This window comes from Streptomyces roseus, from assembly GCF_001044425.1.
GTDB classification, from domain to species: domain Bacteria; phylum Actinomycetota; class Actinomycetes; order Streptomycetales; family Streptomycetaceae; genus Streptomyces; species Streptomyces roseus.
In genome coordinates, this window is sequence record NZ_LFML01000126.1 from 58577 (window position 1) to 83560 (window position 24984).

The window sequence follows — 24984 nt, forward strand, 5'->3', positions numbered from 1 at the left end:
GCCGGTCGGTGCCGGCCGACGCCGGGAGGTCAGGAGGTCGGGGCGGGGAAGCGCGCCCAGACGCGGTGGGTTCCCATCAACGCGGTGAGCTGGCGCAGTGCGGTCGGCCCGTCGGTGGCGATGACGACGCCCGCCTCACCGTTGTGGATGCCCGCCGCTTCGAACAGGCGCTCCGCGCCGTTCCAGCCGCCGACGGCCTTGCCGTGCTGGTACGCCTCGGCGAGCAGGGCTACGACGCGGGGATCGCCGACGGCGGCCCTGGGGTTGCCGGCCTTCGCGTCGCGGGCGCCGTAGGCGTCTGCTCCCGCTTCGGGCACCCCGGCGAGCAGCAGCGCGTCGAACTCGACCGAGCGCGCGGCCGCGTAGGTGCGCTGCACCGTCACGGGGTCTTTGTCACCGAGCAGTCGGCCGCCCGTGGGCGCGATCACCAGTGGCACCATCCCGGCGTCCAGGACGGCCTGGCGGACCTCCGCCACGCCGGCCAGGTCGGTGGTCGCGTCGGTGACGATGCCGACGGTCCGTCCGTCCAGCGGCCAACTCTTCCCGATCTGGGACAGGCTCGGGCTGGCGCCTACCTCTGTCGGCGGTTCGGTCGCGGAGGGGGCCTGCAGCCCCAGCCCGGCGGCGACCTCGCCGCACAGCTCGGCGTCGATGTTGGCGAGCGTCTGCAGGACCCGTTCCTTGATGGCCTGTTCGTAGACCTTGGACAGCTCGAAGGTGTAGGCGGCGATGATGTGCTCGCGTTCCACCGGGGTCATGGACTGCCAGAAGAGCCGGGGCTGCGAGAAATGGTCGTCGAAGGAGGCGGGTGCCTCGCGGACCTTGCGTGCGCTGGGGATCTCCACCGGGACTTCGATGTAGGCACCGGTGTCGGCGCCGGCGAAGAAGGGGCAGCCACCGTCGAGGCTGTTGGGTTTGTAGGGGGCCACCCCGCGGTGCACGGCGCTCTGGTGGGAGCCGTCTCGGAGCATGTCGTTGACGGGTGCGTGGGTCCGGTTGATCGGCAGCTGCGGGAAGTTGGGTCCGCCGAGCCGGGTGATCTGCGTGTCGAGGTAGGAGAACAGCCGGCCGGCCAGCAGCGGGTCGTCGGTGACGTCGATGCCCGGAACCAGGTGGCCGACGTGGAAGGCGACCTGCTCGGTCTCGGCGAAGAAGTTCGACGGGTTGGCGTTCAGGGTCAGCAGGCCGATCGCCTGCACCGGGGCCAGCTCCTCCGGGACGATCTTCGTGGGGTCGAGGAGGTCGATCCCCTCGAACATCTGGTCGTCGTTGTCGGGGAAGGTCTGGATGCCGAGCTCCCACTGGGGGAACGCGCCGGCCTCGATCGCGTCGGCCAGGTCGCGGCGGTGGAAGTCGGGATCCATGCCGTTGATCAGCTGTGCCTCCTCCCAGACCAGGGAGTGCACACCGAGTTTCGGCTTCCAGTGGAACTTCACCAGCGTCGTGTCGCCCTGGGCGTTGACCAGGCGGAAGGTGTGGACGCCGAAGCCCTCCATCATCCGGTAGGAGCGCGGGATGCCCCGGTCGGACATGTTCCACAGCGTGTGGTGGGTGGCCTCGGTGTGCAGGGACACGAAGTCCCAGAACGTGTCGTGCGCGCTCTGCGCCTGCGGGATCTCCCGGTCCGGGTGCGGCTTGCCGGCATGGATGACGTCCGGGAACTTGATCGCGTCCTGGATGAAGAACACCGGGATGTTGTTCCCGACCAGGTCGAAGACGCCCTCCTCGGTATAGAACTTCGTCGCGAATCCCCGGGTGTCGCGCACCGTGTCCGCCGAGCCCCGCGAGCCCAGGACGGTGGAGAAGCGGACGAAGACGGGCGTCTCGACATCGGCGGCCAGGAACGCGGCCTTCGAAATGGCTTGTGCCGTGCCGTAGGACTGGAAGACGCCGTGCGCGGCGGATCCGCGGGCGTGGACCACGCGCTCCGGAATCCGCTCGTGGTCGAAGTGCATGAGCTTCTCGCGCAGGTGGTGATCCTGTAGCAGCACCGGCCCGCGCGGGCCGGCCTTGAGCGAGTGATCGCTGTCCGCCAGCCGGGTGCCCTGGGCCGTCGTCAGGTACGCGCCGCTCTGCGCCATCCGTGCCTGATCGGCCCCCGTGGGCTGCCCGGTCGGGCTGACGGTCTCCGGGCCGCTCTGATCCGCCTTCGGGGGCAGGGGTTCGACCGGCTGGACGGGCTCGGCGAGCTGGGGGGAGACGGGTGCCGGCTTGCCGGGGATTCCCTCCTCCGGGCCCTCGCGCTTCGTCCCTCCGCCCGGCATGGCATCTGCGATCTTGTCGGACACGGCCTTCAGCGGGTTCTTCTCTGCCATCACATCTCCCATCCTTGGAACAAGGCGATACACGTGTGACCCCGGCCAATGCCTTTCAAACAGTGCTATATCGATTGAGCGGACTTCTGGTGCCGAGCCCGAACGCAGCACGTGATGCTCTGCCCCGGCTCCATCGGGCCCATCCATGGCGTGGCAGCGGCCGCTGCACGGCCCGGATGATCACGAGTTCCTCCTGCTCGTCGCCTGCGGTGGCCAGGCCTGCGCGGTGGAGCCATCGCCTGCGGGAGCGCGGTACGGTCCCCAGAGCGCGAGCCCTGCACCGCCCCCACGTCCCACCGGGGCCACGAAGGACGCAAGGACCCCTCCACGGCGGCTCGATCGCATGGGTTCCCCGAGGTCAGGGGCGTGCCGCGGCTGCGGACGTGTGCGCGGCAGCCGCAGAAGGCGGCCCACACTCGGAGGCGGCGGCCGGGCACCCGCAAACTTTTCTCGGAATCTCCGGTCGGGGATGTCGAAATCCGGGAACCTGCTCCTACCTCACCGTGAGAGCGGCCCTCCGACGCGGCGAGGGCAGGCGCACAGGAGAAAGAGGCACGGGACCATGAAGTACATGCTGCTCATGCAGTTCAGCGAGAAGACCGTCGACTTCCCGGGGATCGACGGGTGGACTCCCGAGGAGCTCCAAGCCCACATCCGCTTCATGAAGGACACCAACCGGCAGCTGGCCGATGCGGGTGAGCTCGTGGACGCCCAGGGCCTGGCGATGCCCGAGACCGCGCGGATCGTACGATCGCACGAGGGCGGCGCGCCCGTGATCACCGAGGGACCGTTCCCGGAGACCAAGGAGTTCCTCGCCGGCTGGTGGATCGTGGACTGTGACGGCGACGAGCGCGCGGTCGAGATCGCCGCGCAGGTCTCGGCCGCGCCCGGACCGGGCGGGCGGCCGCTGAACATGCCGATCGAGGTGCGCCAGGTGATGTCGGCGCCGCCGACCGAGCTGTGACCGAGGGCGATCACACCGTCGAGGACCTGCTGCGCGCACTCGCGCCGCAGGTCGTCGGCGTGCTCACCCGCCGCTACGGTGACTTCGCCACCGCCGAGGACGCGGTGCAGGAGGCTCTGCTGGACGCGGCCCGGCAGTGGCCCGGGGAGGGGTTGCCGCGCAATCCGCGAGGCTGGCTGATCCAGGTCGCCGTCCGCCGGATGACCGAGCACGTGCGCAGCGAGGAGGCGCGCCGCCGCCGCGAGGACCTGGTGGCCACCCGGACTCCGGCCGACCGGCGGGCTGCGCCGCCCGCGGACTCGGAGGACGGGGCGGCCCGTGACGACACCCTGACCCTGCTGTTCCTGTGCTGTCATCCGGCGCTCTCGCCCGCTTCCGCGATCGCGCTCACCCTCCGTTCGGTGGGCGGGCTCACGACGGGTGAGATCGCCCGCGCCTTCATGGTCCCGGAAGCGACCATGGGGCAGCGGATCAGCCGGGCCAAGCAGCGGATCAAGGCTTCCGGGGTGCCGTTCCGGATGCCCGGCGCGGACGAGTGGCCGGCCCGGCTGGACGCGGTGCTGCACGTGCTGTACCTGATCTTCAACGAGGGCTACGCCAGCAGCGCCGGGCCCGACCTGCAACGCACCCCGCTCGCGCGGGAAGCCATCCGCCTGGCCAGGGCCGTCCACGCGCAGCTCCCCGACGACGGCGAGGTCACCGGGCTGCTCGCGCTGATGCTCCTCACCGACGCCCGCGGGCCGGCCCGTACGGGGCCCGGAGGCGAGCTCGTACCGCTCGCCGAACAGGACCGCGGCCGCTGGGACTCCGCCGCGATCACCGAGGGCGTGGCGCTGATCACGGCGGCCCTGCCGCGCGGCCCGGTCGGTCCCTACCAGGTGCAGGCGGCCATCGCGGCCGTCCACGACGAGGCCCCCAGCGCACAGGAGACCGACTGGCCGCAGATCCTCGCCCTTTACGGGGTCCTGGAGAGGATGTCCGACAACCCCCTGATCACCTTGAACCGGTCCGTCGCGACGGCGATGGTCGACGGTCCGCGCGCGGGGCTCGCCGTGCTCGCCGCCGCGCCCGCCCTGCGGGAGCACCACCGCCTGTACGCGGTACGCGGCCACCTCCACGAGCTGGCGGGGGACCGCGAGGCGGCCGTCGCCGACTACCGGGCCGCCGCGAGGCGGACGGCGAGCCTCCCGGAACGCGACTACCTCACCCTACGGGCGGCCCGCCTCGCGAGCACCGCGGACGACGCCCGACCGTCGGCCGGCGGTCTTGCCGGAGCACCTGGGCAGGACGGGACGCGGCCATCCGGACCGGATCCGCGATGAGGAATCCGAGTCGGTGGGGCGAGGGCCGGTCTTCAGGGCGCGCTACTTGCCCTTCTTCCGCAGCGCGCTCGCCTTGTGCACTGCGGACCGGCCCGTCTTGTGGCTTTCCACCTCGTACTGGGGCTCCTCCGCAGAGGCGTCGACGGTACGGCCCGCCGCCCGGGTCCGCTTCGTGATCTTCTTCTTCACCTTGCCGGCGACCGTCTGGCCGTGGCTTTTCCACGTCACCTCGTCGCCGCGCCCCGGTTCCCTGTCGCCGTCCATGGGCGTCGCCTCCCGGTCCCTGTCCGTGTCCGTATCTGGCCGACTGCGTCTGCCCCCGCCGAACCGGTTCCATGTCATGCGGCGATCAAGAGGGTTCATAACCGCCTGAAACGGGCATGCGCCCGCTCGTGAACGGGAAAACGTCGCCGCCCCTCACCCCCGACGGGCACCATGTCGTCATCAAGGGCCGCCGGTGGCGCGCCACCGATCCAGCCGTCCCGGACGACGCGTCCGCCCGGCTGCGCGCCCACCTGATGGCGGCCCGCCGCGCGGTGGCCGCCGCTCGGCGCGCCGACGATCCGGAGGCGGAGCAAGCCGCCCGGGACCGGGTGCAGGTGGCAAAGGTGGCTCTCGGGGAGCGCGGTGTCCCCTGGTGGGAGCAGAGTGCCGCGGAGCGCCGGGCTCGGTGGGGTGACGGGCTGCGATCGCTCGACGCGTGAGGCGAGAAGTACGGGGGCCCTCGTGCCGTGATCAGGAGCGGGCGAGGCGGGCCGCGAGATAGGGCGCGGTCGCGCTGCGGCGGGCCTTCGCCACCTTGGCCGGCGGGCCCGCCGCGACCACCCGCCCGCCCGCGTCGCCGCCCCCCGGTCCCAGGTCGATGACCCAGTCTGCGGTGGCGATCGTATCCAGATCGTGCTCGACGAGGACCACGGTGTTGCCGGCGTCGACGAGCCGGTGCAGCTGTCTCAGCAGCAGCGCGATGTCCGATGGGTGCAGCCCCGCCGTCGGCTCGTCGAGCAGGTAGAGCGCATGCCCGCGGCGGGCCCGCTGCAGTTCGGTGGCCAGCTTGATGCGTTGCGCCTCGCCACCGCTGAGTTCCGTCGCGGGCTGGCCCAGCCGCAGGTATCCCAGTCCCACCTCGCGCAGCGTCTCCAGACTGCGGGAGGCGGCCGGGACGGCGGACAGGAACTCGGCGGCGTCGTCGACGGACAACGCCAGCACCTCCGCGATGTTCTTGCCGCCGTAGGTGACTTCCAGTGTCTCGGCGTTGTACCGGGCGCCCTGGCAGGTCGGGCACGGCGCGTAGGTGCCGGGCAGGAACAGCAGTTCCACCGCGACGAACCCCTCGCCCTGGCAGGTCTCGCACCGCCCGTCCGCCACATTGAACGAGAACCGCCCGGCCGAGTAGCCGCGCGCCCTGGCCTCGTCCGTCGTCGCGAACAGCCTGCGCACCGCGTCGAACATCCCCGTGTACGTGGCCAGGTTGGACCGGGGAGTCCGGCCGATCGGCCGTTGGTCGACCCGGACCAGCCGGTCGAACGACTCGACCCCCGACGCGTCCTGGACGTCGACCTCCAGCTGCGCCTCGTCCGGCTCCTCGGGTGCGAGTCCGAGGTTGCCGCGGACGACCTCGGCGAGCACCTGCGTCACCAGCGTCGACTTCCCGGAACCGGACACGCCCGTCACCGCCGTCAGCACGCACAGCGGTACGTCGACGGACACGTCGTGCAGATTGTGCCGCGAGACACCGCGCAGGTGCAGCCAGCCGTGCGGCGTGCGCGGCCGGTGATCGAGCGGCCGGGCGCGTCCGAACAGGTGCCGGCTCGTGGCCGATTCCGCGACCCGCTCGAGCCCGGCGACCGGGCCGCTGTACAGCACGCGCCCGCCGCCCTCGCCCGCACCGGGGCCGATGTCGACCACCCAGTCCGCCCGCCGTACGACGTCCATGTCGTGCTCCACGACGAACAACGAGTTGCCCGCCGCCTTGAGGCGGTCCAGCACGTCCAGCAGCGGCTCCGCGTCAGCCGGGTGCAGGCCCGCGGAGGGTTCGTCGAGGACGTAGACGACGCCGAACAGCCCCGAGCGCAGCTGGGTGGCGATGCGCAGGCGTTGCGCCTCGCCGGGCGACAGGGTCGTCGAACGGCGCCCGAGGCTGAGGTAACCGAGGCCCAGGTCAAGCAGTACGTCGATCCGCGCGACCAGATCGCCGCAGATCCGGACCGCGACCTCGGTCGTCTCCCCGGACCGGGCGGTCGACGTGGTGGCGTCGGCCTTGGACCGCCTCGCGACGGGCCGCAGCAGTGCCACGACGTCGGTGAGCGGCATCGCGTTGATCTCGGCGATGGAACGTCCGGCGAAGGTCACGGCGAGCGCCTCCGGCCGCAGTCCGCTGCCGTGGCACTCGGGGCAGGGCACACTCCTGACGAATCGCAGCGCCCGTTCGCGCATCTTCTCGCTCTTGGAGTCGGCGAGGACGTGCATGACGTGCTTGCGGGCGCTCCAGAACTTGCCCTGGTAGCCGTAGTCGATCCGGTCCTCCTCCGGCTCGATGTACACGGAGGGCTGCTCGTCCGTGTACAGCAGCCAGTCCCGGTCCTTCTTCCTGAGCCTGCGCCACGGTCGGTCGATGTCGATCCCCAGGCCGCTCACGACACTGCGCAGGTTCGCGCCCTGCCAGGCACCCGGCCAGGCGGCGATCGCCCCTTCGCGGATGCTCAGCGAGGGGTCCGGGACGAGCAGGTCCTCGGCGACGTCGTGGACGACGCCCAGTCCGTGGCACTCCGGGCAGGCGCCGGCCGCGGTGTTGGGGGAGAACGACTCGGCGTCCAGCCGTGCGGCCCCGGGCGGATAGGTGCCGGCGCGGGAGTACAGCATGCGCAGCAGGTTGGACAGCGTGGTGAGGGTGCCGACCGTCGAGCGCGAGCTGGGCGATCCGCGCCGCTGTTGCAGGGCCACGGCGGGTGGCAGTCCGGTGATTTCCTGCACGTGGGGTGCGCCGACCTGTTGCAACAGCCTTCGGGCGTACGGTGCCACGGACTCGAAGTAGCGCCGCTGGGCTTCCGCGTACAGCGTGCCGAACGCGAGCGAGGACTTGCCCGAACCGGAGACTCCGGTGAAGGCGACCATCGCGTCCCGCGGAACGTCGACATCGATGTTCCGCAGGTTGTTCTCACTGGCGCCCCGGACATGTACGAAAGGGTCCCTCGCGTCGTTGTTCACCCTTCCTGAGTACCTGATCGCGCCGGGAACCGCGCGACCGGCGCCGTCGCCGGATCCCGCTCACACGAGTACCGCGCTCAGTCGCACACTGTGACCTGCGGAGGTGCTCAGGTGTCGGATCCCGGGTGCGCAGGGGGTGTGCGGCGGTGTGCGGCGAGGGCGGCCTTCGCGGCCGCGCGCACGCCTCCGACATTTGCTGGCCCCCATCCTCGCAAAATACCCCTGGGGGGTATACGGTTGTGATGTGGGTCCGCGGGAACGGGGCCACACTGGACGGGATGGGGGATGACGGTCATGGAGCACAGCGCACACCACACAGCCGCCGCGCACGACCACGCAGCGCACCGGGCGCACGCGGGCCACGCCGGGCATCAGATGGGCGGGGTGACGTGGGGGGCAGCCGCGAAGGCGACGTTGCACTGCCTGACCGGATGCGCCATCGGCGAGATCCTCGGCATGATGGTCGGCACGGCCCTGATGTGGGGCAACGTGCCCACCATGGTCCTGGCGATCGTGCTGGCGTTCGTGTTCGGCTACTCGTTCACGCTGTTCGCGGTCCGCAAGGCCGGTCTGGACTTCAAGACCGCGATCAAGGTGGCACTGGCCGCGGACACCGTCTCGATCGCGGTGATGGAGCTCGTCGACAACGGGATCATCGCCCTGGTCCCCGGCGCGATGGACGCCCAGCTCTCCGACACCCTGTTCTGGACCTCGCTGCTCGGCAGTCTCGTGATCGCGTTCCTGCTGACGACACCGGTCAACAAGTGGATGATCGGCCGCGGCAAGGGTCACGCCGTCGTCCACGCCCACCACTGACCGTCTGCCGCAGCGCACCGCGCCCGGCCGCACCTTCACGATGCGGCCGGGCGCGACCGCGTGTGGGGGCGTTGGCTGGAGGTGACCGGTAGCGCGGCGTACCTGGTGGCGGCGGTGGGGGGAGGCCGCCGAGCTCACGGTTCTGCCCAGGGACGGGCCGTCGGCGCGCGGGACTGCATGCGGCGGCCGATGGGAACCGGCCGGGGGCCGCACGTACGGGCGGGCGTCCCGCCCCGCGGCGCCTCCGGCACCGCGGAGCTTGTCGCAGTCCCGGGCGGGTGTCGTCGTGCGACTGTCGCGCTCGGCGTACCGGTCCCCATCACCCTCTTCGGCGTTGGTGCCCTCCCCTGGCGGATCAGGTGTGGAGGCGGCTGTTGGTGCCGTCGTGGTGGTCGGCGGTGGGGTCGTCGAACCAGTAGTCGCCGGCGGCGAGGTAGCGGAAGGAGTGGCTGGTGTGAGCCGGCAGAGCGACGCTGGCAGCCCGGGTGCCGTCGCCGCGCGCCTCAAGGGGGTGGGCGGCAGGATTCCACTGGTTGAAGTCTCCGACGACGCTGACCGGCCCTTCGGGGGTGTCCTCGGGGAGGACGAAGGTGACCTTGGTTCGGCTGCCCTGCCGCTTGCGTTCGAGCACGGGAGATCTCCGTCCGTGAGGAGTCGTCGGGTGTGGGAAGTCCGGCCCGTGCCGCAGCCGGCCGCCTGGCACGGGGGCCGGGGCCGCGCGGCTGCGCCCGTCTCGGTCCTCTGCCGGGGCGGAGGAGGCGCCGGGCGGGGCGTGCGTGGCGGGGCCCGGCCGGGGTGGCTCTGTCCGGCCGGGCCCCGCGGTGCGTGGACCTCGCTCTGCCACCGTGCCACGCACGTGCCCGGGCTGCGCGGCGTTGTGGGCCGCTCGGGTGAGTCACGCCGCGCACACCCCCTTTTGCCCATCGGCGAGGGCGGGGCCAGCCTTCCACCAGTACCTCGTTTTCACCTACGCAGCCACGCCCCTCACCGCCAGGGTGGGACGGTTTCCTGCGGGAGTGGGTCGGCGTGGCACGATGTTCTGCCCGTGTCGTATCCGGCTCGGGCCTGCCATGTCCGGGTATGTCAGCCCGGGCGCTGTCGAGTAGTGAGGTGCCGTAGTGACCGTGGATGTGCCGGACAACGGCACCGGGCAGTCTTCCCGCACTGACCTGGGCGCAGGGCACCAGGTGGCTGCGACGACGTTGGCGGAGATGTTGCAGGCTGCGGAGACCGCGCCTCCGGTGGAGTCCCTCGATGTGGTCGCTCGAATCCTGAAGGACCGGCTCGGGGCTGTCTCCGTGTCGTTCCTGATCACCGACTTCACCGGGAGTTCGGTGGTCCGGCTGGGGGCCGCGGGCAGCGTCGCCACCGGGACCACGGCCCGGCGCATCCCGTTGGCGGGCACGGTCTACGACGACGTGATCCGCACCCAGCGCCCGACCGTGGAGAGCACGGGCCGGGGAGCACAGGTGCGGATCGTCGCCCCGGTGACCAACCGCGGCGACGCCATGGGACTTCTCGAAATGTCCCTGCCCCACCCGCCGGATGAAGCGGTGCTGCGGGAGGTCGGCGAGGCGGCGCACGCGCTGGCGTACGTCGTCATCGCCAACCGGCCGTTCACCGACCTCTATCAGTGGGGTCGGCGCACGCTGCCGCTCAGCCTGGCCGCGGAGATCCAGCACCGGCTGCTCCCGGGATCGTTGACGTGCGAGGCTGCGCAGTTCGCGGTCTCCGGCGCGCTGGAGCCGGCCGACCACGTCGGGGGCGACACCTTCGACTACGTTCTGGATCGCGACACGGTCCAGCTGTCGATCACCGACGCCATGGGCCACGATGTGCAGGCCGCGATGCTGGCCACGCTGGCGGTGGGCGCCTTGCGCCGGGCGCGGCGGGCGGGCGCCGACCTGCGAGAGCAGGCACGCCAGGCCGACAAGGCCATGCGGGAGCACAATCAGCCCGGATACGTCACCGGCCAGCTCCTGCGGATCAACCTGCTGGACGGTGCCACCGAGTTCGTCAACGCCGGCCATCCCTGGCCGTTGCGGCTGCGAGACGGCCAGGTGGAGGAGATCCGGCCCGAGGTCGATCTGCCCTTCGGCGTTCATCCCCTTCACGACTACCGGGTGCAGGAACTGGACCTGCGGCCCGGTGACCGCTTGGTGCTTCTCAGCGACGGGATGCTCGAACGCAACGTCAAGGCCCTGGACCTCAACGACTTGATCGCCCGCAGCCGGGAACTGCACCCGCGGGAGGCAGCCCGCGCCTTGATCGGCGCGGTCGTCGAAGCGGGCAAAGGCCGCCTGAAGGACGACGCCACCGTCATCTGCCTGGACTGGCACGGCACTGGCACGTCCCGGCGCGACGCCGACAACGGAGCCAACCTCGCCGACGCCTCCGCGGCGTCGCCGCGCAGGCACTGAACCCCGTGAAACTCTCGCGGGGCCTGCGTCCTTCGCACGAGCACGCATGGCCCCACGAGGAACGCCGGTTCCATGGCACCCGCAGATCACCTGGCGGGAGGGCAGGCGCTGACCGTCACCGCACACGAAACGGCGGACATGTGCTTCTCGTACCCGCCTCCGGCACCAGGGCGCCTCGTATCGCCTTACCCCGGGGTCACCGCTGTGGTGTGCCTGGTGGCGCCGTAGTCCCGGCTTCGATGGCCGGGGGGCGGGCGCCGCGGGGGAGCAGGCCCGCGGCAATCAGGCCGCCCAGGCCGATGACCGCGAGGGCCGCCATCGCCGCCGCGTACGCGCCCTTGCTGAGCCCCGATACAAGGATGGTGCCTGCAATAGCGGTGCCGAGTGAGGAGCCGAGGTTGGAGATGCTGCGCGAGAGGCCGGAGATCTCGCCCTGCTGTGCCTCGGAGAAGCATGACTGGACGACGTTCACCGAGGGGGTGAGCATCGCTCCCAAACCCAGGCCGATCAGCAGCAGGCCGGGGGCGAACGCCCACGCGCCGGGTGTCCAGGCGACCAGGGCGAGGAGTACGGCGATGCCCGCGATCGCCACGACGAAGCCGACCATGATGAGGGTGCGTTGCGCATGGCGCCGTGCCAGCTTCTCGGCGGCCAGTGAGGAGGCGAGGATGCCGAGGGTCGCGGCGGTGAAGATGACGCCGGTCTCGACCGCGTCGTAACCGCGGACGACCTGCAGGTAGGCGGCGACGGTGAACGAGACGCCCATCAGCATCAGCCACTGCGTGTTCTGGGTGACCAGACCGAGGTTGGAGGTGCGGTTGCGGAACAGCGCGGTCGACAGCAGCGGCTCCCGCCCCTTGCGTTCGCGGCCCCGCACCCAGGAGAAGAAGCCGGCCAGCACCAGCGCACCGCCCAGCAGCAGGCCCAGCGCCAGCCAGCCGTTGTTGTCGATGGCCAGGATGCCCATCACCAGCAGCACCAGGCCGGCCGCCGACAGTACCGCTCCTACGGTGTCGAAAGGCCGGGCAGGATCGGCCGGCAGCGGATCGTCGATCTTGCGGCTGAGCACCACGATCACCACGATCACCAGTGCCTGGAACACGAACGCGGCCCGCCAGCTGATCGCGCTCGTGATCAGCCCACCGATCAGCGGACCGGCGGCCGCGCCGACCCCGCCCATCGCCATGATGGCTCCGAAGGCCCGCGCCCTCGACGCCGTGTCCGTGAACAGCAGCGTGGTCAGGATGTAGACGGGCGGGATCAGCAGCGCGGTGCCCACGCCCTCCAGGATCGAGTTCCCCAGGATCAGCACACCGAGCCCCGGCGCGACAGCGCTGAGCACCGCCCCCACCCCGTACACCACCAGCCCCGCCAGCAGACAGCGCTTGCGCCCCCACTTGTCGGTCAGCTTCCCGCCCGGGATCATCAGCGCGGCCATCACCAACAGGAAAATCGTGATCGCCACCTGCACACCCTGCACTGTGGTGTCCAGGTCCTCACTGATGTCATTGATCATCACGTTCATGTTCGAGCCGGCGAAGCTGCAGATGAACTGTGCCAACGCCAGCGGAGCGAGCACCCGCCGCGCCTCCGTCGCTGCCATCCCGGCCATAGCGCCACCTGCCCATCCGCCAAGTCCGATGCTCTCAGGAACTGCGACTTTCCACGCGAGCAGCCTGCCGCTGACATCAGGCGACCGCCCTCCCGACCGTCGCACGGCAGAACGCCGCCGGGCCGAAGGCGCGCGGCAGCCGTCCCACCGGGACACCGCTGTTCGCTGCTCCATCCCTGCTGAGGGCGCGAACTGCTGGCCGTCGTCGGCGCGGAGGTCGCCCCGGTCACTGCCCGCGTATGGGGCGGGATCCTCGGCGAGGGCCTGGCCGCCGCAGGCCGCGTCCTCGCCCTGGTCGCCGAGCGCGCGAATACGGAGCTCGCGACGCTGACCGCCTGAGCGGCCGTAAACGCTCAGCTCAGGATCGAATCATGGATTCAGACTTCGTTCGCTTGCTGATCGGGGTGAACGCTGCCGGGGCCGACCCGCTCGGTGGCGATCTGCGCAAGGGCGTCCTGCAGTCGGCGGACGGCGTTTTCCGCCTCCGTGTAGTCCTCGGAGCTCGGCAGGACGGTGCCGAAGGTGCCGCCGCCGTCAGATGGCAGGGCGCGCCAGCGCAGGACCGGTTCGAGTGCGTGGAGAGCGCCGGAGAGAAACCAGGCCATGCGGCCGTGCGTGCGCGCGAGGGAGATGGCCAGGACGGCGAGAGTTTCCCGCAGATGTTCGAGACGCTTGATCTGCGGCAACGCGTCCTGGACGTCCTGCGGGGCGACAGCGTCGCGCAGGCGGCCCTCGGTCTCACGAGCCATTGCGCGGTCGCTCGAATCCAGATTCCACACCTGATCCCGGATCTGTTGCTCAGCTTCCTCAGCCAGCACCACGACGATTCTCTGCATGTCCATGCGGATCACTGTAAAACGAGCGGCTCACGCCGCTCTACGCGCCCCTTGCCCTCCGGGCAGCGACCGCCACCGGCCCGCACGGGGCCGCCGTCCGGGGGTCGGCTTGTGGAGTGCTCGCAGGCAGTCGCCGTGGGGCGCCTGCCGTTCCCGCACGGTCGGCTGTCGCCATGCTGGTTGTGACAGGTCCACGAACCTTCGGCGCCACCGGCCGCCCCCGTCACCGCCCCCGCCGGCTGTTCGCCCATACCTGACCGGCGCCGGCCGGCTACAGCGGGCCGGGTAGGGCGGCACCCACTTCCGGTCCGGCAGATCCTCGCCCAAGCCGTCCAGGACGATCCGCACCGTCAGGTCCGGCCGGCGGGCGCTGTACTTCTCGCCGATCAGCCGCGCCGTCGAAGTCCAGCCAACTGACGACTAATCAAGTCATAGGCCGTAACATGGCGGGGTCGGCTTCGACGCCTTCGGCAAGGTCACCGACCCCGACTACCCCACCGCCACCACCTACGGCGAGTACAGCTATTTCAAGCCGCGCGACGCGTACGCGCTCAAGCGCCGCATCACCCGCGACCAGCAGCGACTGCAAGCCCTCTACGAGTCGATCTCGACCGACGTCGGCCACAACTCGGGCACGGAACCGGCCGAGATCCAGGCCAAGGCGGTCCTGCGCTCGATGGGCATGTCCGCCGAGCAGCAGGACAGCGCCGGCTCCACCACCGGCAGCGCCACCGCCGCCGGCTTCTCCCACCGGGACCTGGTCAACACCTACGTCTGGACCGCCCAAGGCGGCTTCTTCGCCGAAACCCCCGAGGCCACCGACGCCGTCAGCGAGACCACCTCCGGCTCCTACAACTTCACCTACTCCTACGGCGGCAACCTCGACCTGAGCTTCGGCGCCCTCGGCCTCGGCTGGGCCTTCCACCTCGACGCCTCCCGCGGTGGCGGCTTCAGCACCACCCGGGCCAAGAGCAAGGAGTCCTCCCGCAGCTTCGGCCTCGACGTTCAGTGCACGCCCTCGAACGACCTCCAACGCCGGGACAGCAACGGCAAACCCCTGTACGACGCCGCCGGCAAGCCGGTCCTCGTGCCGGGCAAGGTCGACGCCTACCGCTTCCTCACCTTCTACCTCGGCGAGACCAGCGCCAACTTCGACGACTTCTACCACAAGGTGGTCGACCCGACCTGGCTGTCGGGCAGCAACGCCCCTGACGCGGCCGCGCTGCGCCAGACTCGCCAGAGCTCCGCGAAGCCCCCGTGCTGGCGGGTCCTGCACCGGGTCACCTACATCAGCCGGGTGCTCGCCCCCGTCCCGCCGCCCGGAGCGTCGCCGCTGGAGCGGGCCATGCGCACCGAGAACATCGCAAGCAACTACGAGCTGATCAAGCGCCTCGAACCGTACGTGCGACCCGCCGCCACCAGCTCGGCCACTCTCGCAGCCGCCACTCGAAGCGCCCTCGCCGCCCAGCTGCCCGAACTCCTGCCCCACGCGGCCGAGATCACCGAATACCTCGGCCACTACTTCGGAATGGAGAACTGAGCTCCGCGCGGCTCCCCGACCCGTCGGGGAGCCGCGCCGTCGGCGGTCCGGGCGCGGCCGGCGGGGCCAACGCGACCGTCGCGTTCGTCTGCAATGCGGTGATCGTGGCCGACATGGTCGCGGCGCTGTACGGCGGGCGGGCGCCTGAGGGTGGGGGCCAGGTCGATGCGTCCGGCCGAGGCCGGGTCGACGAGCTGCTCCACGTGCTCGGGCTCGGAGCCGTAGTGGCCGCGGACCGGTTGACTTTGAAGCAGAATCCGATGCTGTCGGCGATCGTGACCGGCTCCGGGGTGAGTCCGGCGAGGACGAGCGAACCGAACGGGCCGAGGACCGACGCGGCTTGGGCGCGGGCGGCGCCCACGCCAGCGAAGTCGAAGGCGACGTCAACGCGCCCGGCCGTCGCCTCCCGACCGGCGGCTCACCACGTACGCCGACGTCGAGCTGATCGACGCGCTCACGAAGGACCGGCCCGGCGCACGCCGGGTCGTCCGTCCGATGCGTCGAGCGGAGTGGCCGGCGACCCGGCCGGATGAGGCGGGGCGCCGGTGGGGTCCGCGTGCGGTTCAGGGTCGGGTGGTCCCGGCGAGGCGGGTGGCGAGGGTCTCCAGGATCAGTTCGAGGCCGTAGTCGAACTCCGACCCGTACGCGTAGCCGGGCTGGAGCACATGGTGGGTCGCGAACTCGGCCAGGTGCGGGTAGGCCCCGGCCGGGAAGGCCGCGAGGTGGTCGCCGACGGCGATCTCCACGTCCTGCGGGGCGAAGGGCAAGGCCGCCTCGGTCAGGGCGAAGCCGTACACGTAGCTGTCCAGGAGCGAGTAGGCGTGTCCCGCGAGGGCGTAGGGGAAGCCGGCGCGGCTGAGGATCCCCAGGACGGCGTCGTGGTGGTGCAGGGTGGCGGGGCCGGGGTGGGTACGCGACTCCATGAGGGCGATGGCCCAGGAGTGCCGTCCGAGTACCGTCCGGGCGCTGTGCGCGCGGTGGCGCAGGGCTGCGCGCCAGTCCGGTTCGTCGAGGGGGAGTTCGATCTCGGCGAAGACGGCGTCGACGATGCCGTCGAGGATCGCCTCTTTGTGGGGCACGTGGTGGTAGAGGGACATCGGTTTCACCCCGAGCCGCTCCGCCACCGCCCTGATGGTGACGGCGGCGATCCCTCCCTCGTCGGCGATGTCCACGGCGGCCCGAAGGACGCGGTCGCGGCTGAGGGGTGCGTGCTCGGGCACCTCTGTCTCCGTCCTGCTCCGTACTGGATTGACCGGCCGGTCCACGCTACCGTACTAAGTAAGTCGTACTAAGTACGGCAGCAGGCCGGGCGAGTAGGACGGGATGACGCGGATGGACAGCTCGACGATGAAGGCGGTAATGCAGACCGGGTACGGGGCTCCCGAGGTGCTGCGCCTCACGGAGGTGGCACGGCCGACCCCCGGTGCCGGGCAGGTGCTCCTGCGGGTCCGGGCTGCCGGCGTAGACCGGGGCACCTGGCACCTGATGGCCGGCCACCCCTACGCGGTGCGCGCGGCCCTGGGGCTGAGACGGCCCCGCAATCCGCTGACCGGGCTGGACGTGGCGGGCACGGTGACCGCACTCGGCCCGGGGGTGACCGGGTTCGCCGTGGGCGACGAGGTGTTCGGAACCGCCCGCGGGGCGTTCGCCGAGTACGCGGTGGCGCGCGCCGACCGGCTGGCGCCCAAGCCCGAGCGGCTGGGGTACCCGGAGGCGGGTGCGCTGGCGGTGTCCGGCCTCACCGCGCTCCAGGCGCTGCGCGGCGCCGGGCGGGTCCGGGCCGGCCAACGGGTGCTGGTCACCGGGGCGTCGGGCGGTGTGGGCACGTACGTCGTGCAGCTGGCCAAGGCCTTCGGGGCCGAGGTCACCGGGGTGTGCGGGCCGACCAAGGCGGACCTGGTGCGCTCGCTGGGCGCGGACCGCGTACTCGACTACACGCGCGAGGACGTCACGGCCGGGGGCGGCGGCTACGACGTGGTGGTGGACATCGCGGGCGGCACCCCGCTCGCTCGGCTGCGCCGGATACTGGCCCCGCGTGGCACGCTCGTCATCGTGGGCGGCGAGGACTGCGGCGACTGGGTGGGAATGGGCCGCCAGTTCCACGCGGTCGTGCGCTCGCCCTTCACCCGGCAGCGACTCACGATGCTGGCCAGCCGCCAGAACCGCGCGGACCTGGACGAACTGGCCTCGCTCGTCGACGCGGGGCGGGTCAGCCCCGCCGTGACCGCGACCTTCCCGCTCGACAAGGTCCCGCAGGCGTTGGAGATGCTGATGGCGGGCACTGCCCGGGGCAAGACCGTCATCACGGTCTGACGGCTCTGGTGAGGGCGGAGGGGCCCGGGGCGGGATGCAGCCCCGGGTTCCCCTTCGGGGCTTGGGGAGGTGCGAGGGTGCTGATGGCTTCGACCAGCCCTGCTGCCTCGTAGTAGACCTGGCCGTGGAGACCTGGCCCGCTTGGCTCACTGAAATCCGCTCAGGAGCCCGCGTAGTTCGGCGGCCGTGTCGGCAGCGCCTGTGGTGGGCGGCGGGCCGATGCCAGCGTCGTAGCCGTGGTGGGGACCGGGGAGGACGACGGGCGGATGTACGTACCGGACGAGGAGCAAGTACTGGGGGCCGTGCGGTCGCTGGGGCGTCCTTCGACGGCGGAAGAGGTCGCCGCGCGCCTCGATGAGCGGATCGCAGGCGGTGACGCCGCGCCGCCGGCTTCCGTGGAGGCGGTGCTCGGCCTGCTGCGCGAGCTGGAGAACAACGTGCAGGTCAAGAGCTACACGCCCGCCCAGTGGCGCACTCTGGGGGTCAGCGTGCCCGGTGCCGCGCCCTACATGAGGTTGTGGTGGTCGGTGGAGCAGTGGGAGAAGCGGGCCGTATCCGGAGGGCAGGGCTACCAGCGCGACAGGCGCGGCCGGGAGCCGCAGGGGACGGCGGACGAGGAGAGCCCGGTCAAGGCGAATCTGGAGCGCGTCGCGGAACGGTTCCGGCAGCGGTACCGCGCCCGGAACCGCTTCGAAGGTCCGGGCGGCCCCTGACCACGCGGTGCGGACCAGGACCGTTCGACGCGCCGAGAGCTTTCTCGCGCGCGCCATGTGCGGCACGCGGCCGGAGGGATCCCGGCGCCCCACCCCGGCCCTGCTCCGGCCGCTGCCACACCGCACTCGACGCCCCCCCCCAACACCCGCGCGAACAACGCTCCGGACCAGTACACCTAGACGACGACCGTGCCGTCCCGTCCCGGAAGGTCGAGGACCCGGGACAGGAAGCGCCGCGTGGCCTGCTCCCGGGGGGCGGTGAAGACCTGCTCCGCGGTGCCCTGTTCCACGATCACGCCGTTCTCCAGGAAGCAGACCTGGTCGGCGACCTGACGGGCGAAGTCCATCTCGTGCGTGGCCATCAAGATGGTCAGGCCGCGCCGCTTGAGGTCCGCGACCACGTCCAGCACCTCGCCGACCAGCTCGGGGTCGAGGGCAGAGGTGATCTCGTCGAAGAGCAGCAGGTCCGGTTCCGTGGCGAGCGCGCGGGCGATGGCGGCGCGCTGCTGCTGGCCGCCGGACAACCGGTCGGGGTGCTCCCGGGCCTTGTCCGCCAGCCCGAACCGGGCCAGCAGCTCGCGGGCCGTCTCCTCCGCCTGTTTGCGGGGGACGCCGTGGACCCGGCGGGGCGCCAAGGTGATGTTGTCCAGCACGCTCAGGTGCGGGAACAGGTTGTAGGCCTGGAAGACGATGCCGATCCGCTTGCGGGCGGCATCGGTGTCCAGCCGGGGGTCCGTGAGCTCGATCCCGGCCAGGTGGATCGTGCCGTCGTCCACGACGTCGAGCATGTCCACGCACCGCAGCAGGGTGGACTTGCCCGATCCGGAACCGCCGATGAGGCAGACGACCTGGTGCTCGGAGACGTCCAGGTCGATGGAGCGCAGGACCACCCGCGGTCCGTACTGCTTGCGCAGGCCCCGGACCCGCAGCAAAGGTTCGCTCATCGGCCGGCCTCCGCCCAGGTGCGCTGCGCGGCCCGCCGCTGGAGCCGGTCGGCGAAGCGGGTGAGCGGGATGGTCACGGCGATGAACAAGAGGGCTGCTCCCAGGTACGGGGTGTAGTTGAAGTCGTAGTCCGCCTTGATCTGGGCCTGCCGCAGCGCCTCCAGCGGGCCGAGGACCGCCACCAGCGCGGTGTCCTTCTGCAGGGCGATGAAGTCGTTGAGCAGTGGCGGGACCACGTTGCGCACCGCCTGCGGCAGCACCACGTGCCGAAGGGTCTGGCGTTCGCTGAGCCCCAGCGCACGCGCGGCGGAGCGCTGCGAGGGATGGACAGAGTTCAGCCCGGCCCGCAGGACCTCGCCGACGTACGCCCCGTAGGAGAGGACCAGGGCGATGACGCCGAGCACCCAGGGCTCGGAGGGGGTGCCCTGCAACTGCAGCGCGGGCAGCCCGAATCCGACCAGGAACACGAGCAGCAGCGTCGGTATGCCACGGAAGACGTCCACGTAGAGCGTCGCGGCCAGCCGCAGGGGCTGGAGGCCCGGCGCGCGGGTCACGCGCACCAGGGCGGTCAGCAGTCCGAGGAGCAGGATCAGGACTTCGGCGATCACGAACATCCGGATGTTGAGCCAGAATCCGTGGAGGAGGTCGGGGAAGGCCTCGCGCAGTTCGGTGCCGTCCAGGAAGAGGGAGTCGACGCGCTCCCAGCCGGGTGAGGAGAGCGCGCCCGCTGCCACGGCGACCAGGAAGAGCAGGGTGCACACGGCGGAGATCCAAGTGTGCCGCCGCTTGCGGGCGCGCCGGAAGCGCCGGCGTTCGACCTCGCGCTCGCTGGGCCGGTAGGCGTCGTCCGCGGGGGCGGTGCCGGCCGCCCCGTGCGGTGCGCGGGTCTTCGTGAAGTCCACGGCGGGCCCTCTACGGCTTCAGCGCCGGAACGTTCGCCGAGGCGGACAGCCACTGCGAGCTCAGCTTGGAGAGGGTTCCGTCGGCCTTGAGGGCGTCCAGGGCCTTGTTCACGCACGGGGTCAGCTTGCTGCCCTTGGACAGGAGCAGTCCGAACTCTTCCGGGGTGCCTCCGGCGTACCCGAACTGGCCGACGATCTTGGCGTTGTCCAGTTCCGCGCCGGCGAGGTAGAACACGGTCGGCAAGTCGGTGACGATCGCGTCGATCTGCCCGTTCTTCAGCGCGTTGACCTCGTCGTTGGTGGTGTTGAAGACGCCGGGCTGCTGGGACGGCTTCAGCTGGTCGAGCACGGCCTGGTAGCTGGTGGTGGCCACTTGCACGCCGACCTTGGCGTCCTTGAACCCGGCCAGCGAGGTGGCGTTCGCGAATTTCGAATTGTCCAGGGTCAGGATGGCCTGGTCGGCTTTGTAGTAGCTGCTGGAGAAATCGACGGCCTGTGCCCGCTGCGGGGTGATGGAAATCTGGTTGATGTCGAAATCGAAGTTCTTCGCGCCGGGTGCGTAGGAATGTGCGAAGGGTTCGACGACCCACTTCACCTGGTCCTTCTGGAAGCCGAGTTTCTCGGCCACCGCATAGGCGACGGCACTCTCGAATCCCTTGCCGTTGGCGGGGGTGTTTTCCTCGAACCACGGAGAATAGGCGGGGGAGTCGGTCGCCACCGTCAGCCTGCCCTTCTCGTGGAGGGCTAGTGCGTCAACGGTGCAGGTGGGAGCGGTGGAGGCGCCGGATGAAGAGGCGGCGGAAGTAGTGCTTCCGGGCTGCGGCGCGCAGGCGCCCGCCGTCAGTACGACGGCAGCGGAGAACACCAGGGCTATACGAGTGCGGGACATCGGAGGTCCTTCGGGAAAGGGGTTCGGCAAAGGGGTACGGGAAAGGGGCGGAGCTGTGTGGTCAACGACACAGGTCGGCGGCGCAGCGCACGTTGTCCACGTGGCGGCGGCGTACCAGGGGAATATTTCCGAACACGTGTTCAGTATTCCGGGTCGTTGCTATCGGTGTCAATGCGGACCGTGTTATCGGGACAGGTGGTGGACGCGCTGTGTGGCGCCGTGTCAGCTGGTGAGGTGGAAAACCCGGTCCCCCTGGCTCAAGCCGAACAGCTCCGCCGCGGAGCCGCCGCGGACCACCAGTTCGGCGAAGCCGACGCCGGAACTCCCGACGGTGATCCCGGGTTCGCCCAGCGGGACGTCCGGGAGCCTGTCGTAGCAGCGGACCGTGACGCTGCGGCGCTCGCGCCGGTTGTGGACGGTCAGGTGGGCCGTGGCGCCGGTCCCCTCGTAGCCCGGCAGTTCCGCGGCGGGGCGGTCCAGCTTGCAGTTGCCGAAGTTGTCCACGACGGCGACCCGCACGTCCTGCGCGGCGAGGGACCGCACCGGTGCCGGCTCGGCGGGCACCGGGCGGCCGTCCGCCAGCCAGCGGGCCAGCAGCGGCACGTACCAGAGGCTGCGGAACTGGGTCCGCACCATCTCCTCCACCTCGGCCGGAGCCAGATCGGCCCATCCGGCGGCGCCCGCCTCCAGCACCTCGCGCACATCGGTGACCTGGACCTCCGTCAGCCCCAGGTAGTTCGCCAGCGGGGCGAGGACCCGGTGGCTGAGGGTGGAGATGACCAGGTGCTGCCCGTGGCGGAAGTAGCAGAACGGCACGCCGTTGGGCCAGTGGCCGTCACGCGGGGCGATGTTGACCAGCACCACCAGGGGCTGCGTCGGCCCGCCGGTCAGGTCCGTGGAGCGGAGCAGGTCCAGCAGGGTGAGGGCGGCGGCGCCCTCCGGGTCCGGCCCGTCCAGCGGGACGACGGTGGGAGTGGCCCCGAAGAGCGCGGCGATCCGTGCGGACTGCCGGGCCAGCGCGTTGGGGTCCGCGCAGTCGGTGAGGGAGACGACCGGTACACGGGTCATGGCGGTTGTTCGCCTTCTGTCGGGGTCTGATGGGGGGCCGGATGACGGATCCGGGCAACAAAAAAGGACCCTCCGATTCCGGAGGGTCCGTCGCATCTCGTGCGCACACGGCTTCGCTAGCGAAGCGCCTCCGAAGGCGGGGGCATCATTCGCATCATGGCGAGGTGGAAGGTGTGCTGCATGGGCGGGACGATAGCACCGCGCGGACGCACCGTGGACAAGCCGTCCAGAATGTGAAACGGGGCCATGGCCCCGGGCCACACTCATGGCAGCCCCTGACTGGCTCGACGGCCGCGACGGCAGGGGCCGTCGCTGGTGCTCCTGCCGGAAGACGTCCGGTCCCACTCGGGCCCCAACCGGCAGGCCGCCGCCGAAGCGGCGGAACCAGCCGAAGCGCGCCGTCGCGGCGACATCGCCTGACCCGCTCTCGCGGCCGCGCGTTCACGCATGGCCTGGCTCCACCGGTTCACTTGCCGGCGGATCAGGATCCGGTACGAGACGCGCACCGACCTCCTCCGCCCCAGACACCTCACCTGCCGAGGCGTCTACGGGCGGATGACGCGCAGGTAGGCCACCTCGTATGACATCGCCGATACGTCCCGGTCGGGGGCCGGGTGGTAGCGGCCGGCGCAGACAGAGAGGTTGACGATGAGATACGCGCGCCAGCGGCGACCCACCCCGCGCCGGTCGGCGAACACCTGTTTGCCGTTGACCCACCACACCACCGAGCGTGATCCGAACTCCACCTTGAGGTCCACCCAGCTGCCCGGGCCGACCGCCGGGTCGCGGTGGTAGTGAGAGCTGCCCTTCACGTGGTTGGACAACTCGAGGAGGTCGGGGTTGTCCGGGTGGTACTCGAAGACATCGATCTCGTTGTCGCCGTCCAGCCAGGTCCAGATCGCGGGCCAGGCCCCGAGTGCGGAGGGCAGGCGAACCCGGGACTCCAGCACGTCCCCGGTCCGCACCATGAACCCTTCGCTGCTGCCCTCCGTGGTCAACAGCCCCGTGTTCCACTTGCCGTCGGGGCGGCGGGTGGCCCGAAAGGTTCCGGTGCGGCTGAAGGATGCGTCAGACACGAGGTAGTCGAGCTTGTTGTCGCCGGGATTGGTGGGTCCACCGTTCGGATAGGCCCAGGAACGTCCCGCGACCCACTGGGCAGTCGAGCCGAAGTCCGCCGTGAAGACCGGGACCGGGGCGCTCGCCCGGGTGCCGCCGACAGGTGCGGGTGCGGATCCTGGGGCGGGAGTCGGGTCGGGGGTTGAGGTGGGGGTTGAGGTGGGGCGTCCGAGGAGCCGTCGGATCCGGTCGAGAACTTGAGAGAGCACATCGCTCCTTCCGGAGAACGCGAGCTCTTGCAGCATGCCCGCCTTCACAGAAGCACATACCGGTCCACCGGTTTGTATTCAGACCGCCGCGGGGCGGAACCTGGTCACCGCTCATGTGTACGAGGAGGCCTGCTCTTGCCGTGTGCACGTGCGGTACGGCTCGGTCCGTAACCACGCCCGCCGTTCAGGGTCGCCGAGTACTTCCTCACGGCCGGTATCACCCCGAACCACGCCCCTCGCCGGCACGCGGTATCGCCGGCGTACGTCGCGCCCGTGGCGAGTGACTGCTGTTCCCGGCAGGACGCCTTACGGCTGGTCTGGTCCAGCCCGCAGGAAGTGGTCCTACGGGCCGTGCAGAGCGAGAGGCCGGACGGCAACGCGTGTTTCCGAAGCAGGCCCTCGCACACGTCGGGCACGTCCACTCGCCCCGACGAGCAGTCGGCTGCGCGTGGCCCGTCGTACGGATCCGCTGCGCGCGGAGCGGGCCGATCCGCTGCCCGGGCACCTCACCGAGACCCCCTGTCCCGCGCGGGATCCTCAGCCCGGTCCCGTTCACGCTGACCCGAGGGAACCAGAAAGCCCCCGTGGCGATCTATACCTGCGAGATCCGTTCGATACCCGTTCGAGATCCGTCAGTCTGCACCGGAGTACGAAGTGAAACACCGTTCCGCCACGCTCTGCGCGGCCCTCGTCGTGTCCGTGGTCGCCGCGCTGTCCGGCTGCTCCAGCGAGGGAGATCCGGTTTCCTTCGCACCGAAGCAGTCGGCAAGGCCGGAGGAAAGCAAAGCCAGCGATGTCCTGATGCCGACGCACCCGCGCGAGTGGACGACGCAGCGGGAGCTGCCGGACGGGACCCGGGTGGTGCGCACCGACCTGGCAGGGCCGAAGTCCGGCTTCACCGGCCGGGTGTGGGCCTGGGTTCCGAAGCAGTACGGCAAGCCCGAGTACAAGGACAGTGCCTTCCCGGTGCTGATGGCGCTGCCAGGCGCCGTGGGATACCCGACGAACTATTTCTTCTCCAAGGAGTTCCGCCTCCAGGAACGGATCGGGGAAGCTGCCGACAAGGGCGAGAGCCTGCCTTTCATCGTGGTCATGCCGGTGCTGAACGCGAACAAGGACACCTACTACGACGGCAGCGACATACCGGGGCAGCCCAAGATGGGCACCTGGATCTCGGACGACGTCCCGGATCTGGTGCGGGAGAACTTCCGTACGTACGCCGACCCGAAGGGCTGGGGCTTCTTCGGCTCGTCCTCCGGCGGTTACGTGGGCATGAAGATGGTGCTCCAGTACCCCGAACGATTCAGCGTGGCGATCGCGGGCGGCCCGGACGCGGCACCCGATTCACCACTGTGGAACGGCCATCCGAAGGAGAAGCAGGAGAACAGTCCGGCTTGGCTGGCCGAAGAGTTGATCAGGAAGAGCAGCCCCACCCCGAGCAGCAGCCCCACGAGCGGCCTCAAGGGCACTCCCAAGAGCAGCCCGCCGAGCAGCCCGGCAAGCACCCCCGCGAGCGGGGCCACGGGCAGCCCCAAGAGCGCCTCCAAGGTCGCGATCTCCTTCCTCATGGGTACGAAGGAACCGAAGCAGGAGGTCGCAGCGCTGGAGAAGCTCCGCAAGGAGATCACCAAGGGGCCGATAGAGACCCGTGTGACGTCCTTCGAGGGCGGTCACGACGGGTACAAGTACACGGACACCCTGTTCAACGGTGACCTGAAGTGGATGAGCGACCGGATGCGCGGTCCGGTCGCCGCCAAGTGAGCGTTGCCCGGGGCCTCGACCACTTCACCGCCGCACTCTT

Annotated in this window: 22 protein-coding genes and 1 pseudogene; 11 read left to right on the plus strand and 12 right to left on the minus strand. The window is 70.6% G+C overall.

Translation table 11 applies throughout. The features are described 5' to 3' along the window. Positions 1-29: 29 nt before the first annotated feature. Positions 30-2315 carry a catalase gene (locus tag ACS04_RS28155; RefSeq protein WP_048479608.1) on the minus strand — a complete coding sequence of 762 codons (2286 nt, stop codon included), beginning with the start codon at positions 2313-2315 and terminating at the stop codon, positions 30-32. Positions 2316-2877: 562 nt separating this feature from the next. Here ACS04_RS28155 and ACS04_RS28160 point away from each other — a divergent pair. Continuing rightward, positions 2878-3279, plus strand: coding sequence for a YciI family protein (locus ACS04_RS28160; protein ID WP_048479609.1), 402 nt, complete (start codon positions 2878-2880; stop codon positions 3277-3279). Continuing rightward, positions 3276-4601, plus strand: coding sequence for an RNA polymerase sigma factor (locus tag ACS04_RS28165; protein ID WP_048479610.1), 1326 nt, complete (start codon positions 3276-3278; stop codon positions 4599-4601). The genes ACS04_RS28160 and ACS04_RS28165 overlap by 4 nt, the downstream gene beginning before the upstream one ends. Positions 4602-4643: 42 nt before the next feature. Here ACS04_RS28165 and ACS04_RS28170 read toward each other — a convergent pair whose 3' ends face one another. Next, positions 4644-4865 (minus strand): hypervirulence associated TUDOR domain-containing protein, encoded by a 222-nt coding sequence (locus ACS04_RS28170; protein ID WP_048479611.1) that lies wholly within the window; start codon positions 4863-4865, stop codon positions 4644-4646. A 128-nt stretch (positions 4866-4993) separates the two neighbouring features. Here ACS04_RS28170 and ACS04_RS28175 point away from each other — a divergent pair, with 128 nt between their 5' ends. Beyond that, on the plus strand, positions 4994-5305 hold the full coding sequence (locus tag ACS04_RS28175) for a hypothetical protein (protein ID WP_425337852.1): 312 nt from the start codon (positions 4994-4996) through the stop codon (positions 5303-5305). 31 nt (positions 5306-5336) lie between these two features. Here the strand turns inward: ACS04_RS28175 and uvrA are convergent, their stop codons facing one another. Beyond that, complete coding sequence (gene uvrA / locus ACS04_RS28180) at positions 5337-7805, minus strand: excinuclease ABC subunit UvrA (protein WP_048479613.1); 2469 nt, start codon at positions 7803-7805, stop codon at positions 5337-5339. A gap of 294 nt (positions 7806-8099) precedes the next feature. Between uvrA and ACS04_RS28185 the strand changes: the two genes are divergently transcribed. Then, positions 8100-8621, plus strand: a complete 522-nt coding sequence (locus tag ACS04_RS28185; protein ID WP_048479750.1) for a DUF4396 domain-containing protein — start codon at positions 8100-8102, stop codon at positions 8619-8621. Between the two features lie 355 nt (positions 8622-8976). On the opposite strand, the gene ACS04_RS28190 is transcribed toward ACS04_RS28185, so the two are convergent. Beyond that, a complete protein-coding gene (locus ACS04_RS28190; RefSeq protein ID WP_048479614.1) occupies positions 8977-9252 on the minus strand; it encodes an isoamylase early set domain-containing protein in 276 nt (91 codons plus the stop codon). Positions 9253-9832: 580 nt separating this feature from the next. On the opposite strand from ACS04_RS28190, the gene ACS04_RS28195 reads away from it, so the two are divergent. Further along, complete coding sequence (locus ACS04_RS28195; RefSeq protein ID WP_048479615.1) at positions 9833-11041, plus strand: PP2C family protein-serine/threonine phosphatase; 1209 nt, start codon at positions 9833-9835, stop codon at positions 11039-11041. Between the two features lie 196 nt (positions 11042-11237). On the opposite strand, the gene ACS04_RS28200 is transcribed toward ACS04_RS28195, so the two are convergent. Next, on the minus strand, positions 11238-12653 hold the full coding sequence (locus tag ACS04_RS28200) for an MFS transporter (protein WP_048479616.1): 1416 nt from the start codon (positions 12651-12653) through the stop codon (positions 11238-11240). 183 nt (positions 12654-12836) lie between these two features. Here ACS04_RS28200 and ACS04_RS39620 point away from each other — a divergent pair. Further along, positions 12837-12992 (plus strand): annotated as a pseudogene (locus ACS04_RS39620) (MarR family transcriptional regulator); the annotation flags it as partial. A gap of 38 nt (positions 12993-13030) precedes the next feature. Here ACS04_RS39620 and ACS04_RS28205 read toward each other — a convergent pair. Further along, positions 13031-13495: a hypothetical protein gene (locus ACS04_RS28205; protein ID WP_048479751.1), complete on the minus strand. Its 465-nt coding sequence runs from the start codon at positions 13493-13495 to the stop codon at positions 13031-13033. 676 nt (positions 13496-14171) lie between these two features. Between ACS04_RS28205 and ACS04_RS28210 the strand changes: the two genes are divergently transcribed. Beyond that, positions 14172-15029, plus strand: coding sequence for a hypothetical protein (locus ACS04_RS28210; protein WP_048479617.1), 858 nt, complete (start codon positions 14172-14174; stop codon positions 15027-15029). A gap of 563 nt (positions 15030-15592) precedes the next feature. Here the strand turns inward: ACS04_RS28210 and ACS04_RS28215 are convergent. Next, the gene (locus tag ACS04_RS28215) at positions 15593-16249 is read right to left on the minus strand and encodes a TetR/AcrR family transcriptional regulator (protein ID WP_048479618.1); all 657 of its coding nucleotides are present in this window, start codon (positions 16247-16249) and stop codon (positions 15593-15595) included. A 112-nt stretch (positions 16250-16361) separates the two neighbouring features. Here ACS04_RS28215 and ACS04_RS28220 point away from each other — a divergent pair, with 112 nt between their 5' ends. Together ACS04_RS28220 and ACS04_RS35490 are read left to right on the plus strand one after the other, a co-directional pair. Further along, a complete protein-coding gene (locus ACS04_RS28220; protein ID WP_245236574.1) occupies positions 16362-17342 on the plus strand; it encodes an NAD(P)-dependent alcohol dehydrogenase in 981 nt (326 codons plus the stop codon). Positions 17343-17578: 236 nt separating this feature from the next. Continuing rightward, positions 17579-18055 carry a hypothetical protein gene (locus ACS04_RS35490; RefSeq protein ID WP_158977569.1) on the plus strand — a complete coding sequence of 159 codons (477 nt, stop codon included), beginning with the start codon at positions 17579-17581 and terminating at the stop codon, positions 18053-18055. A 176-nt stretch (positions 18056-18231) separates the two neighbouring features. Here the strand turns inward: ACS04_RS35490 and ACS04_RS28230 are convergent, their stop codons facing one another. From ACS04_RS28230 to ACS04_RS28250, 5 genes are all read right to left on the minus strand, one after another. Further along, positions 18232-18999: an amino acid ABC transporter ATP-binding protein gene (locus ACS04_RS28230; RefSeq protein ID WP_048479619.1), complete on the minus strand. Its 768-nt coding sequence runs from the start codon at positions 18997-18999 to the stop codon at positions 18232-18234. Next, a complete protein-coding gene (locus ACS04_RS28235; RefSeq protein ID WP_048479620.1) occupies positions 18996-19901 on the minus strand; it encodes an amino acid ABC transporter permease in 906 nt (301 codons plus the stop codon). The genes ACS04_RS28230 and ACS04_RS28235 overlap by 4 nt, the downstream gene beginning before the upstream one ends. 10 nt (positions 19902-19911) lie before the next feature. Further along, complete coding sequence (locus ACS04_RS28240; RefSeq protein WP_048479621.1) at positions 19912-20790, minus strand: ABC transporter substrate-binding protein; 879 nt, start codon at positions 20788-20790, stop codon at positions 19912-19914. Positions 20791-21012: 222 nt separating this feature from the next. Then, positions 21013-21858: an SAM hydroxide adenosyltransferase gene (locus ACS04_RS28245; protein WP_048479622.1), complete on the minus strand. Its 846-nt coding sequence runs from the start codon at positions 21856-21858 to the stop codon at positions 21013-21015. Positions 21859-22403: 545 nt separating this feature from the next. After that, positions 22404-23183, minus strand: coding sequence for a glycoside hydrolase family 16 protein (locus ACS04_RS28250; RefSeq protein ID WP_398021930.1), 780 nt, complete (start codon positions 23181-23183; stop codon positions 22404-22406). Positions 23184-23399: 216 nt separating this feature from the next. Between ACS04_RS28250 and ACS04_RS40505 the strand changes: the two genes are divergently transcribed. After that, complete coding sequence (locus tag ACS04_RS40505) at positions 23400-23744, plus strand: DUF4916 domain-containing protein (RefSeq protein ID WP_398022279.1); 345 nt, start codon at positions 23400-23402, stop codon at positions 23742-23744. A gap of 240 nt (positions 23745-23984) precedes the next feature. Beyond that, positions 23985-24944, plus strand: a complete 960-nt coding sequence (locus tag ACS04_RS28255; RefSeq protein WP_078865473.1) for an alpha/beta hydrolase — start codon at positions 23985-23987, stop codon at positions 24942-24944. Positions 24945-24984: the final 40 nt, after the last annotated feature.

Excerpts from the sequence above, each read along its gene's own strand:
- ACS04_RS28210 (WP_048479617.1), top strand. The coding sequence starts at position 14,172 with ATGTCCGCCGAGCAGCAGGACAGCGCCGGCTCCACCACCGGCAGCGCC.
- ACS04_RS28170 (WP_048479611.1), bottom strand. The coding sequence starts at position 4,865 with ATGGACGGCGACAGGGAACCGGGGCGCGGCGACGAGGTGACGTGGAAA.
- ACS04_RS28195 (WP_048479615.1), top strand. The coding sequence starts at position 9,833 with ATGTTGCAGGCTGCGGAGACCGCGCCTCCGGTGGAGTCCCTCGATGTG.
- ACS04_RS28220 (WP_245236574.1), top strand. The coding sequence starts at position 16,362 with ATGGACAGCTCGACGATGAAGGCGGTAATGCAGACCGGGTACGGGGCT.
- ACS04_RS28155 (WP_048479608.1), bottom strand. The coding sequence starts at position 2,315 with ATGGCAGAGAAGAACCCGCTGAAGGCCGTGTCCGACAAGATCGCAGAT.
- ACS04_RS28230 (WP_048479619.1), bottom strand. The coding sequence starts at position 18,999 with ATGAGCGAACCTTTGCTGCGGGTCCGGGGCCTGCGCAAGCAGTACGGA.
- ACS04_RS28160 (WP_048479609.1), top strand. The coding sequence starts at position 2,878 with ATGAAGTACATGCTGCTCATGCAGTTCAGCGAGAAGACCGTCGACTTC.
- ACS04_RS28245 (WP_048479622.1), bottom strand. The coding sequence starts at position 21,858 with ATGACCCGTGTACCGGTCGTCTCCCTCACCGACTGCGCGGACCCCAAC.
- ACS04_RS28255 (WP_078865473.1), top strand. The coding sequence starts at position 23,985 with ATGCCGACGCACCCGCGCGAGTGGACGACGCAGCGGGAGCTGCCGGAC.
- ACS04_RS28200 (WP_048479616.1), bottom strand. The coding sequence starts at position 12,653 with ATGGCCGGGATGGCAGCGACGGAGGCGCGGCGGGTGCTCGCTCCGCTG.
- ACS04_RS28240 (WP_048479621.1), bottom strand. The coding sequence starts at position 20,790 with ATGTCCCGCACTCGTATAGCCCTGGTGTTCTCCGCTGCCGTCGTACTG.
- ACS04_RS28205 (WP_048479751.1), bottom strand. The coding sequence starts at position 13,495 with ATGGACATGCAGAGAATCGTCGTGGTGCTGGCTGAGGAAGCTGAGCAA.
- ACS04_RS28185 (WP_048479750.1), top strand. The coding sequence starts at position 8,100 with ATGGAGCACAGCGCACACCACACAGCCGCCGCGCACGACCACGCAGCG.